Below are 14,349 nucleotides of genomic sequence, written 5' to 3' on the forward strand. Positions count from 1 at the left end.
CTGTAAATCTGCCGTCATCGACTTCGAAGGTTCGAATCCTTCCCCCACCACCATCTTCACGTTGTACCTCAAAACAGTATTACCCCTGGTGGGGTTCCCGAGCGGCCAAAGGGAGCAGACTGTAAATCTGCCGTCATCGACTTCGAAGGTTCGAATCCTTCCCCCACCACCATCACCTTAAAGCCAATCCAGCCTTTGTAGGCCGGGTAAGGCGCAGCCGCCACCCGGCGACAGAAACCTACATCGGCGGCAATCTTCGCGTCACCGGCGAACTCTTTACAATCGACGTGTTGCACTGGGCATGTTCTGCCAGACCGTCCAGCAGCGTATCCAGCTGCCCGATAGAGCGCACCACCAGTCTGATCACAAAGCAATCCTCCCCCGTGACCTTATCGCTTTCAATGCACTCAGGCATGGCCTGAATATACTTATCGACCTTGTGCAGCAACCCTGGCAGCGGCCGCACGCGCACCAGCGCCTGCAAGGTATACCCTAACGCCGCGAGATCCACGCGCGCACCATAACCCTGAATCACGCCACGCTCTTCCAGCCGCTTCAGTCGCTCGGCCGTGCTGGGCGATGTCAGACCAACCCGACTGCTGAGCACCTTCAACGACATGCGGGCATCTTCAACAAGACAAGCCAGTATTTGCCGATCGATTTCATCAAGAAGGCTTTCCATCATTTTCACCTTATTTAAAAAAGCATTTAACCTGATTCGCCTTATTTCCTCTCTGTAAAACATATCAGACTTTTTCGACAATAGAGCCTCATTCAGGAGGTGTGCGATGCAAGATATTCATAAAGGCGTCTGGCAGATGGGTCTGGCGATGCTCATTTCAGGCTCCATCGGGGCGTTTGTGCTGCTTTCAGGCCTGCCGGTGACGGATGTCGTTTTCTGGCGCTGCGCAATCGGCGCCGTTACGCTCTTTACTTTTATTCGGTTCAGCAAAAAGCCGTTCAGCGCGCTTTCCCGGGCCTCGCTGGCGCTGGCGGTGATCGGCGGGGTTGCCCTGGTGGTGAACTGGTTACTGCTTTTCGCGGCCTATACGCGCATCTCAATCGGCCTGTCGACCGTGGTGTATAACACTCAGCCGTTCATGCTGGTAATGATGGGGATGCTTTCAGGAGAACGCGTCAGCCTGGTGAAATGGGGCTGGCTGCTTCTTGCCTTTGCGGGCGTGGTCATTTTGCTCTCCAGCGAACTCGCCGGGAGCCATAGCGCCGAATGGCTTACGGGTATCGGGCTGGCGTTGGGCGCGGCCTTCTTCTATGCACTCACGGCGATGATTACCCGTAAACTCTCCTCCCTTACGCCACAACACATTGCCTTCATTCAGGTACTGGTTGGGGTCGTCATACTTCTGCCGATGGCGCAGATGCCCGCGCTCTCGGGCGACTTCCCGTGGACCATTTTGCTGACGCTCGGGGTTGTTCATACCGGGATCATGTACCAGTTGCTCTACAGCGCCATTCAGAAACTGCCTACACCCATTATCGGCTCACTGTCGTTCATCTACCCGGTGGTGGCGATCCTGGTTGATACCGTGGTGTTCGGCCATGCGCTGAACGCGGTACAGCTGGCAGGCGGCGCGCTGATCCTGTTTGCGGCGGCAGGTAATAACCTGGGTTGGGGCGAAAAAAAACCCCGCGAGTGCGGGGTTGATAGTCAATGTGCGGATTAGCGACGCGCGCGGACAACCTGGTATTTGCGTGTCAGGTACTCTACCGGCACGCTCCAGATATGGACCAGGCGGGAGAACGGGAACAGCACAAACAGGGTCATCCCCAGCACCAGGTGCATGCGGAAGATAAACGCTACGCCGTCGAGATGCTCAGATGCACCGCCGTGGAAGGTCACCACAGACTGCGCCCAGCCGACCAGCTTCATCATCTCGCTGCCGTCCATGTGCTGCGCAGAGAACGGAATGGTCATCAGGCCCAGCGCGCACTGGATAACCAGCACCGACATCACCAGAATATCGGCTGCGGTTGTCGTCGCACGGATGCGCGGGCTGAAGAGGCGGCGTTTCAGCAACAGCAAGCCGCCCACCAGGCACATTAGGCCCGCAGCACCGCCACCAAACATCGCCATCTTCTGTTTCACGTCCAGCGGCAGCCAGGATTCATACACCCAGTGTGGCGTCAGCATCCCGAAGGCATGCCCGGCGATCACCCCGAGAATACCGATGTGGAACAGGTTCGAGGCCAGGTTCATCCCCTTGCGATCCAGCATCTGGCTGGAGGCTGCACGCCAGGTGTACTGACCATAGTCATAGCGCAGCCAGCTTCCCACCAGGAACACGGTGCCCGCAATGTACGGGTAAATGTCAAAGAAGAACATATTCAGGAAGTGCATTATTGCCGTCCTCCGTTAGAGATATTCAAATATTGCGGGGCAACTGCTCCGGCGAAACGACGCTGGTGAGCAGAAATTTCTGACTCACCGCAGCTCTGGTCAGCAAAGAATTTCACCTGCTCTTCTTCCCAGACGGCATCCAGCGCCTGTGGGGTGTCATCGCGGGCTTCTTCCGCGATTTTTTCCGCCACTTTTTCCGTGTCGATTGCCGCTTTTGCCAGTTTCACCAGCAGTTCGAACAGAACGGCATACGCGCTTTCACGCTGTTGCAGACGCGCGTTCAGCAGCGCCAGAATCGGAGCGATATCCTGCAGGCCGCCCAGCGCCTCTTCCTTCGGCAGCTGCGCCAGATACTCCAGATACAGCGGCAGATGATCCGGCAGCTCGCGGCTGTCGAGCTGCAGGCCATGCTGCTCGTACTGCGCCATCAGGTCTACCATCGCCTGACCGCGGTCGCGGGATTCACCGTGTACGTGTTCGAACAGCAGCAGCGACGTTGCGCGGCCACGGTCGAACAACTGGCTGTAATCTGCCTGCGCATCAAGCAGATCGCGCGCAAGCAGATCGCGCAGGAAAACGCCCAGCTTCTGGGCATCCTCTTTATCCAGGTTTTCAGATGACGCGAGTGCATCAAAGAGTTCCTGTTGATGCTGCGCAAGCGCAGCATCCGGGTACTCGAGCAGACGCGAAACAATGACGAGTTCAATCATTGGTGCGGCTCCGTTTTGCTGGTCACATCCATAGCATCGATGCGGCGGCTGTTGAACAGGTTGAATTTGGTGTCAGACCCGTGGCAACCGTCGCCAAAGGTAAAGCCACATCCGCTTTTTTCCGGGAAGGCTTCGCGAGCCTGCTCACGGTGGCTGCTTGGTACCACGAAACGGTCTTCGTAGTTCGCAATCGCCAGATAGCGGTACATCTCCTGCGCCTGCGCTTCCGTCAGACCCACCTCTTCCAGCGCACGGGTATCCGTTACGCCGTCAACGGTTTCAGCGCGTTTGAAGTGACGCATCGCCAGCATACGTTTCAGCGCCAGCAGGACCGGCTGGGTATCCCCTGCGGTGAGCAGGTTCGCCAGGTACTGAACCGGGATACGCAGGCTTTCCACGTCCGGCAGGATGCCATTGCTGCCCAGTTCGCCTGCATCAGCCGCAGACTGAATCGGAGACAGAGGCGGCACATACCAGACCATCGGCAGCGTGCGGTACTCCGGATGCAGCGGCAGTGCCAGCTTCCAGTCCATCGCCATTTTGTACACCGGAGACTGCTGCGCCGCGTCGATCACGCTCTGCGGTACGCCGTCTTTCAGCGCTTGCTCGATCACTTTCGGATCGTTCGGATCGAGGAACACATCCAGCTGGCGCTGATACAGATCTTTTTCGTTTTCGGTGCTGGCTGCGGTTTCAATCGCGTCCGCGTCGTACAGCAGCACGCCGAGGTAACGGATACGGCCCACGCAGCTTTCGGAACAGACCGTCGGCATACCGGCTTCAATACGCGGATAGCAGAAGATGCACTTCTCGGACTTACCGCTCTTCCAGTTGAAGTAGATTTTCTTGTACGGGCAGCCGGTGATACACATACGCCAGCCGCGGCACTTGTCCTGGTCAATCAGCACGATGCCGTCTTCTTCACGCTTGTAGATAGCACCGCTCGGACAGGTCGCCACACATGCCGGGTTCAGGCAGTGTTCACACAGACGCGGCAGGTACATCATGAAGGTGTTTTCAAACTGGCCGTACATCGCCTTCTGCATGTTCTCGAAGTTTTTGTCTTTCGACAGCTTCTCGAACTCACCGCCCAGATCGTCTTCCCAGTTCGGGCCTTTCTCGATCTTATCCATGCGCTGCCCTGTGATCAGGGAGCGAGGGCGCGCAATCGGCTGATGTTTACCTTCTGCGGCGTTATGCAGGTTCTGATAGTCAAAATCAAACGGCTCGTAGTAATCGTCGATGCCCGGCAGATGCGGGTTAGCGAAGATTTTTCCCAGCAGCATGGCACGGTTACCCATGCGCGGCTGAATTTTGCCGTTGATTTTGCGGATCCAGCCGCCCTTGTATTTTTCCTGGTCTTCCCAGTTGGTCGGGAAACCGGTGCCTGGTTTGGTTTCAACGTTGTTGAACCAGGCATATTCCGTACCTTCACGGCTGGTCCAGACGTTTTTACAGGTGACTGAGCAGGTATGACAGCCGATGCATTTATCCAGATTCAGCACCATGCCGACTTGTGAACGAATTTTCATTTTACGCTCTCCTGTACCTGGTCATTACCTTCGCCATCTAACCAGTTAATATTCTTCATCTTACGAACCACCACAAACTCATCGCGGTTAGACCCTACCGTGCCGTAGTAGTTAAAGCCGTAGGCCAGCTGCGCATAGCCACCGATCATGTGGGTTGGCTTCGGCGTAATACGGGTGACGGAGTTATGAATACCGCCGCGCTGCTCGGTAATTTCTGAGCCAGGAATGTTCACGATACGTTCCTGCGCGTGGTACATCATGGTCATACCTGCGGGTACACGCTGGCTCACTACCGCACGGGCGGTTAATGAACCGTTGCTGTTGAACACCTCGATCCAGTCGTTATCTTTAATACCCAGATCTTTAGCATCCGCTTCGCTCATCCACACAATTGGCCCACCACGACCCAGCGTCAGCATCAGCAGGTTGTCGCTGTAGGTGGAGTGGATACCCCATTTCTGGTGCGGCGTCAGGAAGTTCAGCGCTTTCTCAGGGTTACCGTTGGATTTCTCACCCATCACCGCTTTCACCGAACGGGTGTCGATTGGCGGACGGTACACCAGCAGGCTTTCACCGAAGTCGCGCATCCACTGGTGATCCTGATACAGGGACTGACGTCCGGTCAGGGTGCGCCATGGGATCAGCTCGTGAACGTTGGTGTAACCCGCGTTGTAAGAAACATGCTCATCTTCAAGGCCTGACCAGGTCGGGCTGGAGATGATTTTGCGCGGCTGGGCCTGAATATCGCGGAAGCGGATTTTTTCGTCTTCTTTGTTCAGCGCCAGGTGCTTATGGTCACGACCGGTGAACTCGCTGAGCGCAGCCCAGGCCTTCACGGCAACCTGACCGTTCGTTTCCGGTGCCAGCGTCAGGATCATCTCTGCGGCATCAATGGCAGTGTTCAACATTGGCTGGCCTTTGGCCGGGCCGTCTGCTTTGGTGTAATTGAGCTTACGCAGCAGATCCATTTCGCTCTGGGTGTTCCAGGCGATCCCTTTCCCGCCGTTACCGATTTTCTCCATCAGCGGGCCGATAGAGGTAAAGCGTTCGTAGGTAGCCGGGTAGTCACGTTCAACCGGAATGATGTGCGGCGCGGTGACGCCCGGGATCAGGTCACACTCGCCTTTTTTCCAGTCCTTCACGTCCAGCGGCTGCGCCAGTTCGGCTGCGGAGTCGTGCTGAATTGGCAGCGTAACCACGTCGGTCTCTTTACCCAGGTGACCCACGCACACTTCAGAGAACTTCTCGGCGATGCCTTTGTAGATTTCCCAGTCGCTTTTCGATTCCCATGCCGGGTCAACGGCGGCAGACAGCGGATGAATAAACGGATGCATATCCGACGTATTCATGTCGTCTTTTTCGTACCAGGTCGCGGTTGGCAGAACGATATCGGAATACAGGCAGGTGCTCGACAGACGGAAGTCCAGCGTCACCACCAGATCCAGTTTGCCGTCCAGACCGTTATCTTTCCATTCAACTTCTTCAGGCTTCACGCCGCCCTGCTTGCCGAGATCCTTGCCCTGGATACCGTGGTCGGTACCGAGCAGGTATTTCAGCATGAACTCGTGACCTTTACCGGAAGAGCCCAGCAGGTTGGAGCGCCAGATAAACAGGTTACGCGGATGGTTTTTACCGTTTTCAGGCTGTTCCGCCGCGAAGCGAATGGAGCCTTCCTTCAGGGATTTGACGGTGTAATCTACCGGCGACATGCCCGCTTTTTTCGCCTCTTCTGCGATACGCAGCGGGTTGGTACCCAGCTGTGGCGCAGACGGCAGCCAGCCCATACGCTCGGCGCGCACGTTGAAGTCAATCAGATGGCCGCTGTAGCGGGATTTATCCGCCATTGGCGACAGCAGTTCCTGTGCGGTCACCGTCTCGTAGCGCCACTGGCTGGAGTGGTTATAGAAGTAGGAGGTGCTGTTCATGTGGCGAGCCGGACGCTGCCAGTCAAGCGCAAACGCCAGCGGCTGCCATCCGGTCTGCGGACGCAGTTTTTCCTGACCAACATAGTGTGCCCAACCGCCGCCGCTCTGGCCTACACAGCCACAGAAGATCAGCATGTTGATAAGACCACGATAGTTCATATCGAGGTGGTACCAGTGGTTCAGACCTGCGCCAACGATAATCATTGAACGACCGTGGGTCTTATCCGCATTCTCCGCAAACTCACGGGCGATGCGGGTGATTTGCGCGCGCGGAACGCCGGTGATCTGCTCAGCCCAGGCCGGGGTGTACGCTTTCACGTCGTCATAGCTGGTTGCGCAGTTTTCATCGTTCAGACCGCGTTCCAGACCGTAGTTCGCCATGGTCAGGTCGTATACGGTCGTGACCAGCGCGGTGGAGCCATCCGCCAGCTGCAGGCGTTTCACCGGCAGTTTGTGCATCAGCACGTCCTGCAGCGCAACCTTGTTGAAGTGCTCGGTGCCTTCGCCGCCGAAGTACGGGAAGCCAACGTCAGCGATCTCATCCTGGCTACCCAGCATGCTGAGACGCAGCTCGGTTTCTTCACCAGACGTGCCGTCGCGCTGCTCCAGGTTCCACTTGCCTTTTTCGCCCCAGCGGAAGCCGATAGAGCCGTTTGGCGCAACCAGCTCGCCATTGCTGTTACAGGCAACGGTTTTCCACTCAGGGTTATTTTCCTGACCGAGAGCATCCACCAGATCGGCGGCGCGCAGCATGCGGCCCGCGGCATAGTAGCCATCACGCTCTTCGAGCATGACCAGCATCGGGAAATCGGTGTAGCGACGCACGTAGTCGGTGAAGTACTGGCTCGGTTTATCGAGGTGGAACTCACGCAGCATGACGTGGCCCATCGCCAGCGCCATCGCGGCATCGGTACCCTGCTTCGGTGCCAGCCACAGGTCGCACAGCTTGGCGATTTCAGCGTAGTCCGGGGTGATGGCAACGGTTTTGGTGCCTTTGTAACGCACTTCGGTAAAGAAGTGGGCATCCGGGGTACGGGTCTGCGGTACGTTTGAACCCCAGGCGAGGATGTAGCTGGAGTTATACCAGTCTGCAGATTCAGGAACGTCAGTCTGCTCACCCCAGGTCTGCGGAGACGCTGGCGGTAAATCGCAATACCAGTCGTAGAAGCTCAGACAGGTACCGCCAATCAGGGAGAGATAGCGCGCACCGGACGCATAAGAGACCATCGACATCGCCGGGATCGGCGAGAAGCCTGCCACGCGGTCCGGGCCGTAGGTCTTAACGGTATAGACGTTAGAGGCGGCAATCAGCTCGTTGACTTCTTTCCAGGAGGAACGCACGAAGCCGCCGCGACCACGCGCCTGCTTAAAGCTTCTCGCTTTATCTGCGTCTTCAATAATGGACGCCCACGCCGCAACGGGATCGCTATGCTGAACCTTCGCCTCACGCCACATTTTCATCAGGCGTTTACGCATCAGCGGGTATTTCAGGCGGTTAGCGCTGTAGAGGTACCAGGAGTAGCTGGCACCACGTGGACAGCCGCGCGGTTCATGGTTCGGCAGGTCAGGACGCGTGCGTGGATAATCGGTTTGCTGAACTTCCCAGGTCACCAGACCATTTTTGACGAAAATCTTCCAGCTACATGAACCTGTGCAGTTTACGCCGTGGGTAGAACGCACGACTTTGTCATGCTGCCAGCGCTGACGGTAACCGTCTTCCCAGTCCCGGTTAGTCTCCAGAACCTGGCCGTGCCCATCGGCAAAAGTTTCACCCTTCTGTTTGAAGTAGCGAAACCGGTCCAAAAATTTGCTCATCGGGTATCTCCTGTGTGGAGCCTGTGGCTCTCTAAATCGACATTGCTGATTTGCAGCGAAGGTAACGCTCTGATAGATGACAAGAATTGATAACGATCAAGGCAGGCGGGGTCTTCCGGGGGTGGTATTAGACCAACTACCACCAAAGCGGTAGGATTTTTTATTTTTTATGTAACTGATTATTAAGATAAAAATACTTTTATCCTCTGCTTCACTTGGCATTTTTTAACATCTTAGGTATTAGGGGGTAGACACTCCTGCAAAGTGATGGCGATCGCGGTATTACCCTGGGCGTATCAATGAGACCTGATAAGTATGTTGTAACTAATGAGTGGTCAAAAAAAACGCGGCACGCTGGCCGCGTTAACGGATAATCAAACTTACTTATTTTTCTTAGTATTACGGCCGTATACCAGCCACGTGATAGCCACGCAGGCGATATAGAATACGAGGAATACTTTCATTGCGCCCGCTGGCGACCCGGTCAGGTCCAGAGAGATACCGAACGCCTTCGGAATGAAGAAGCCACCAATCGCGCCAATCGCAGAGATAAAGCCCAGCGCGGCAGCGGTGTCGGTTGCGGCTTCACGCATGGCCTGCTCTTCGCTTCCGCCCTGCGCTTTCACACGATCCATCGTCAGCTTACGGAAGATAACGGAGATCATCTGGAAGGTGGACGCACTGCCCAGCCCGGCCGTCAGGAACAGCACCATGAACACGCCGAAGAAGGCAGTGAAGTTCCCGCCCTGACCATCAGCTGGCAGCGTCAGGAACAACAGCGCACAGAAGACAGCCATCACCACAAAGTTCACCAGCGTCACGCGCGTCCCGCCCAGACGGTCGGAAATCATCCCACCGACAGAACGTGCCAGGGCACCAACGAACGGACCGAAGAAGGCGAACTGCAGGATCTGAATATCCGGGAACTGGGTCTTGGACAGCATCGCAAAGCCCGCGGAGAAACCGATGAATGAACCGAAGGTTGCCAGATACAGCAGCGCCATCACCCACAGGTGGCCGCGCTTCAGCACCGGCAGCTGCTCGCTCAGCGATGCTTTAGACGCGGACAGATCGTTCATAAAGAACCAGGCCGCCAGGGTGAAGATCACCAGGAACGGTACCCAGATCCAGGCCGCGTTCTGCAGGAACAGCGATGAGCCGTCCGGCTGCGTTACGCCACCGCCGCCGAAGGCCGCGAAGATGGAAACGGAGATCGCCAGCGGCGCGATCAGCTGCATGACGCTCACGCCCATGTTGCCCAGACCGCCGTTAATACCCAGCGCGCCGCCCTGCTTCGCTTTCGGGAAGAAGAAGCTGATGTTTGCCATACTGGAAGCAAAGTTTGCGCCAGCAAAGCCGCACAGCAGAGAGATTACCACGAAGACGCTAAACGGCGTGGACGTGTCCTGCACCGCAAAGCCGAGCCAGACGCAGGGAACGATCATGATGCCGGTGCTGAATGCCGTCCAGCGACGACCGCCAAAAACAGGAACCATAAAGGCGTAAGGCACACGCAGCAATGCGCCTGAGAGCGACGGCAGCGCGGTTAACATAAACAGCTGATCGGTGGTAAACGTAAAGCCGACTTTCGGCAGGTTAACCGCCACAGCACTGAACAACATCCATACGCAAAATGCTAACAGCAGACACGGAACGGAAATCCACAGATTTCGGCTTGCAATACGATGGCCGCGCTGTTGCCAGAACGCCGGATCCTCCGGACGCCATTCAGTAATGACGGCACCGGTTTCCCTTTCGGGAGCGGATGAGTGACTCATAGACACCTCTGATTCTCGAATGATGCTGCAAACATTAGGGTTTTAGGGCGGCGGTAAGTTGATATAAATCAAAGGAAAAGTGGGTGGATTTGCGGCGAAAAAAAAGTCATTACCCTTAGTGAGTAGAGGTTTTCGGCAAAAAAGGTGTGGTTTTTCACGGTAATGACGTTTTACGTTCATCCCCTCCTCCCTGCCCTTACTCCGTTGGCAATTTAGGGGTAATCCTTTATTGGTATGGGTATACTCCAGGGTATGGAACAGAATAGCGCCATTCCTGCAGTCAGGTCACGTCAGGAGCCCGGCAAGCCTATGTTAAAAAGATGTTTATCCCCGCTGACGCTGGTCAACCAGCTTGCGCTTATCGTTTTGCTGTCTACCGCCATTGGCGTGACCGGCATGGCTATCTCTGGCTGGCTGGTACAGGGGGTACAGGGTAATGCGCATGCCATCAACGAGGCAGGCTCGCTACGCATGCAGAGTTACCGTCTGCTGGCCTCGGTGCCGCTGAAGCCTGCGCACCAGACGCTGATCGACGACATGGAGCGCACGGCCTTTAGCCCTGAACTGGAAAAAGCCGCGATCCGCGACGGGCAAGAGCCGCAGCTGAAATCCTTACAACACTACTGGCACTCCCAGCTGGAGCCAGGGTTAAAGCGGGCAAAAAGCCCCGAAACCGTGGCCCAGGACGTGGCCGGTTTTGTCTCACGCATTGATAAGCTGGTCTCCTCTTTTGATCAAACGACCGAACTGCGTATTGACCGGGTGGTCATGGTCCACCGGGCGATGGCGGCATTTATGGGCCTGCTGCTGATCTTCACCATCGTCTGGCTGCGCGCGCGCCTGCTGAATCCCTGGAAACAGCTGCTGGCGATGGCCCGGGCGGTTGCCGAGCGCGATTTTTCCCAGCGCGCCCACATCAGTGGCCGTAACGAAATGGCGATGCTGGGACAGGCCCTCAACACCATGTCCGAGGAGCTGTCCGAGAGTTACGCCGTGCTGGAGCAGCGCGTGCAGGAAAAAACAGCCGGGCTTGAGCAGAAAAACGAAATCCTCTCGTTTCTGTGGCAGGCAAACCGCCGCCTGCATATGCAGGTTCCGCTGTGCGAGCGGCTCTCGCCGGTGCTTAACGGCCTGCAAAACCTGACGATGCTCCACGACCTCGAACTGCGCGTTTACGACGTGGAAGACGAAGAAAACCATCAGGAGTTCACCTGCCAGTCCGATCTCTCCTGCGATGAGAAAGGGTGTCACCTCTGCCCGCGCGGTTTGCCGCCGCTCTCCACCAGCGGGACCACGCTGAAGTGGCGTCTGACCGACAGCCATACGCAATACGGGATCTTACTGGCTACGCTGCCGGCTGGCCGACATCTCAGCCACGATCAGCAGCAGCTGGTTGATACGCTGGTGGAACAGCTGACGGCCACCCTGGCGCTTGACCGGCATCAGGAGAAACAGCAGCAGCTGATCGTGATGGAGGAGCGTGCCACCATCGCACGCGAGCTGCACGACTCTATCGCCCAGTCTCTCTCCTGCATGAAAATGCAGGTAAGCTGTCTGCAGATGCAGGACACCGGGATGCCCGAGAGCAACAAACAGCTGCTGAGCCAGATCCGCAACGAGCTGAACACCTCCTGGGTGCAGCTGCGAGAACTGCTTACCACGTTCCGCCTGCAACTTACCGAGCCTGGCCTGCGCCCCGCGCTGGAGTCCAGTTGCCAGGAATTTAGCGCCCGACTGGGGTTCCCGGTGAAGCTGGATTACCAGCTGCCGCCGCGGTTTGTGCCATCCCATCAGGCCATCCATTTACTGCAAATCGCCCGTGAAGCGCTGAGCAACGTGCTCAAGCATGCTAACGCGACGGCGGTCACGGTCACCGTCAGCCCGCATGACAATCAGGTCAGGCTCACGGTTCAGGATAACGGCTGCGGCGTGCCGGAAAATGCCGAGAGAACTAACCACTATGGTTTAATCATCATGCGAGACCGCGCGCAAAGCCTGCGCGGTGATTGCCAGGTTCGCCGGGGAGAGTCTGGTGGTACCGAAGTAGTGGTCACTTTTATACCCGAAAAGTCCCTTATCACTTCTCAAGGAGAAAACCATGACTAATCAGGAACCGGCCTCTATCCTGTTGATCGACGATCATCCGATGCTGCGTACCGGCGTGAAACAACTCGTCAGCATGGCACCGGATATTACCGTCGTCGGCGAAGCCAGCAACGGCGAACAGGGTATTGAGCTTGCCGAATCGCTCGATCCTGATTTGATCCTGCTCGATCTTAATATGCCAGGCATGAACGGCCTGGAGACGCTCGACAAGCTGCGTGAAAAATCGCTTTCCGGGCGCGTAGTGGTGTTCAGCGTGTCGAACCATGAAGAAGACGTGGTCACGGCGCTGAAGCGCGGCGCGGACGGTTATCTGCTGAAAGATATGGAGCCAGAAGATCTGCTCAAGGCGCTGCAGCAGGCCGCCGCCGGTGAAATGGTTCTGAGCGAAGCGTTAACCCCGGTGCTGGCCGCCAGCTTACGCGCGAACCGCGCCACCTCTGACCGCGACGTCAGCCAGCTTACCCCGCGCGAGCGCGACATCCTCAAGCTGATTGCCCAGGGGCTGCCGAACAAGATGATCGCTCGTCGCCTCGACATCACCGAAAGCACGGTCAAAGTGCATGTGAAGCACATGCTGAAAAAAATGAAGTTAAAATCCCGCGTTGAAGCCGCCGTGTGGGTTCATCAGGAGCGTATTTTTTAATTTCAGTCATCCGGCAGCAGCTTCCACCGCGGGTCATCGTCAGGCATGACCACAAGCGGCTGCACCACCGTTAGCGTGATCTCATTGGAAGAGACGCGCTGCCCGTCTTTATCTTCCGCCACTACCGACAGCCGCCAGCGGTTGGTCGCCCCTTCGCGCGCGTCCCATGCCGGGATAATAATGCTCCAGCCGTCGCTGCTGGTACTGTTGGCCGGCGACGTCAGGCTCAGCGCCTGCGTATCTCCCTGCCAGTGAAGCTGACGAATACCGTGCGTGCTGCGGATCTGCAGCTTGAGCATCACCGTTTCGCCACCTTTTAAATCCCACGGCGGCGTCGCCAGATAGACCGACAGCGTTTTGCGCTGGCGGAACTCCATTACCGGCAGGCTGTTACGTTCGGCAGGATCATAGCGGCTACCCCGAAGCGATCGCGTTGCCGCCACCTCTCCGGCAGACAGCTGCTTCGCCAGCGGTACGCCAAAACGATAGTTGAGCTTCAGCCCAAGGTTGTTCTGGCTGACCCCGCTCTCCCCCTGCTTGTGGGCAGCAGAGATCGTCACCAGCGGCACGGGGGTGTAGTCCAGCCCCAGATTGACCGCCATCGGATTGTGATAGCCGGTTCCGCTGTTAAAGAGATCCACGCTGTCGCCAAAATACTGCTCGAAGCTGACGCTGGTATTCAGATGATGGAACCACGGCAGCCAGGCTTTAGCCGTGACGTCGTACCCGCGGGCCATACGCTGCTCCTGCACGTCTGAATCGTCTCGCCAGCCGGCAAACGGCTGATAGTAGTTGGCGGAAAGCCGCAGGTTTTGCCCCCAGGCCTCTGCCCCCAGCCCGGCGCGCTGAAGATTTTCGTCCAGCAGGTTGTCATAAAAGGTGTTGTAGCCCAGCAGCCAGTTTCCGGCGACCCAGCGCTGGCCGACCCCGGCGTTGCTTACCAGCCCGTCGGTTTGCTGCGTCAGGCCAAGCTGACTCCAGCTCAGATAGCGGTTGTTATCGTTCCAGGGGATAAACCAGCTCCCGCTGCTGCCGTTGAAGGTCCCGTTATCGTCCACCCTCACATTGACGCTGGCGTTGCCCCAGGGCGAAAGCCAGGATTCAATCTGCTCATTCACCTCGCCGCTCACCGCATCACGCACCTTGCCAAACGCAAACTGCCGGGCCTGCTCGCCCGTCGTCAAGCCGTTATCGGTCATGCTGGCCTCGCCAAACGCCTTTGCCATTTCGGCGAGGTGCTTTTCGCCTTCTGAGGTGGGTTTGGCAAGTCCGAGGTCCGGCAGTGAATCTCCGTTGTTATCAAACGGATTTTGCGCCTGCTGGACAAAGGAATTCGGCGCACCGTAAACGGCTCCGGCCGACAGGAGAGGAAGGAAAAACAGCGAATGAATGCGGGGCGATACAACCATCAACGTCGTGATAAGCGCCTGTTTGAGTAAGAAGACGGTTATAGCTTAACGTCCCGGGCGAAGAAATACAGC

At 57.0% G+C, this 14,349-nt stretch carries 10 protein-coding genes and 1 tRNA gene; 4 read left to right on the top strand and 7 right to left on the bottom strand.

Annotation, left to right across the window (positions count from 1 at the left end; translation table 11 throughout):
* Window positions 1-87 precede the first annotated feature (87 nt).
* A tRNA-Tyr gene (locus QLG21_RS19860) sits at window positions 88-172 on the top strand.
* 66 nt (window positions 173-238) lie between these two features.
* Here the strand turns inward: QLG21_RS19860 and QLG21_RS19865 are convergent.
* On the bottom strand, window positions 239-682 hold the full coding sequence (locus QLG21_RS19865; RefSeq protein WP_058610256.1) for an Lrp/AsnC family transcriptional regulator: 444 nt from the start codon (window positions 680-682) through the stop codon (window positions 239-241).
* A gap of 106 nt (window positions 683-788) precedes the next feature.
* On the opposite strand from QLG21_RS19865, the gene QLG21_RS19870 reads away from it, so the two are divergent.
* Entirely contained in the window at window positions 789-1,685 is an 897-nt protein-coding gene (locus QLG21_RS19870; protein WP_282485075.1) for a DMT family transporter, read from the top strand.
* Here QLG21_RS19870 and narI read toward each other — a convergent pair.
* The 5 genes from narI to QLG21_RS19895 all read right to left on the bottom strand — a co-directional run bounded on the left by narI (window position 1,682) and on the right by QLG21_RS19895 (window position 10,119).
* Window positions 1,682-2,359, bottom strand: a complete 678-nt coding sequence (gene narI, locus QLG21_RS19875) for a respiratory nitrate reductase subunit gamma (protein WP_006175857.1) — start codon at window positions 2,357-2,359, stop codon at window positions 1,682-1,684. The two genes, QLG21_RS19870 and narI, sit on opposite strands and share 4 nt — an antisense overlap.
* Window positions 2,359-3,069: a nitrate reductase molybdenum cofactor assembly chaperone gene (gene narJ, locus QLG21_RS19880; protein WP_088208308.1), complete on the bottom strand. Its 711-nt coding sequence runs from the start codon at window positions 3,067-3,069 to the stop codon at window positions 2,359-2,361. The genes narI and narJ overlap by 1 nt, the downstream gene beginning before the upstream one ends.
* The gene (narH, locus tag QLG21_RS19885) at window positions 3,066-4,601 is read right to left on the bottom strand and encodes a nitrate reductase subunit beta (protein WP_058610246.1); all 1,536 of its coding nucleotides are present in this window, start codon (window positions 4,599-4,601) and stop codon (window positions 3,066-3,068) included. The genes narJ and narH overlap by 4 nt, the downstream gene beginning before the upstream one ends.
* On the bottom strand, window positions 4,598-8,341 hold the full coding sequence (locus QLG21_RS19890; RefSeq protein WP_137848771.1) for a nitrate reductase subunit alpha: 3,744 nt from the start codon (window positions 8,339-8,341) through the stop codon (window positions 4,598-4,600). Before QLG21_RS19890 ends, narH begins: the two co-directional genes overlap by 4 nt.
* 380 nt (window positions 8,342-8,721) lie before the next feature.
* The gene (locus tag QLG21_RS19895; RefSeq protein WP_137848772.1) at window positions 8,722-10,119 is read right to left on the bottom strand and encodes a NarK family nitrate/nitrite MFS transporter; all 1,398 of its coding nucleotides are present in this window, start codon (window positions 10,117-10,119) and stop codon (window positions 8,722-8,724) included.
* A 309-nt stretch (window positions 10,120-10,428) separates the two neighbouring features.
* Between QLG21_RS19895 and narX the strand changes: the two genes are divergently transcribed.
* Window positions 10,429-12,225 carry a nitrate/nitrite two-component system sensor histidine kinase NarX gene (narX, locus tag QLG21_RS19900; RefSeq protein WP_137848773.1) on the top strand — a complete coding sequence of 599 codons (1,797 nt, stop codon included), beginning with the start codon at window positions 10,429-10,431 and terminating at the stop codon, window positions 12,223-12,225.
* Window positions 12,218-12,868 (top strand): two-component system response regulator NarL, encoded by a 651-nt coding sequence (gene narL, locus QLG21_RS19905; protein WP_003856701.1) that lies wholly within the window; start codon window positions 12,218-12,220, stop codon window positions 12,866-12,868. The genes narX and narL overlap by 8 nt, the downstream gene beginning before the upstream one ends.
* Window positions 12,869-12,870: 2 nt before the next feature.
* On the opposite strand, the gene QLG21_RS19910 is transcribed toward narL, so the two are convergent.
* The gene (locus tag QLG21_RS19910; protein ID WP_282485076.1) at window positions 12,871-14,277 is read right to left on the bottom strand and encodes a YchO/YchP family invasin; all 1,407 of its coding nucleotides are present in this window, start codon (window positions 14,275-14,277) and stop codon (window positions 12,871-12,873) included.
* Between the last annotated feature and the right edge of the window lie 72 nt (window positions 14,278-14,349).

It is taken from the genome of Enterobacter sp. V87_3 (genome assembly GCF_029967835.1).
Taxonomy (GTDB): domain Bacteria; phylum Pseudomonadota; class Gammaproteobacteria; order Enterobacterales; family Enterobacteriaceae; genus Enterobacter; species Enterobacter cancerogenus.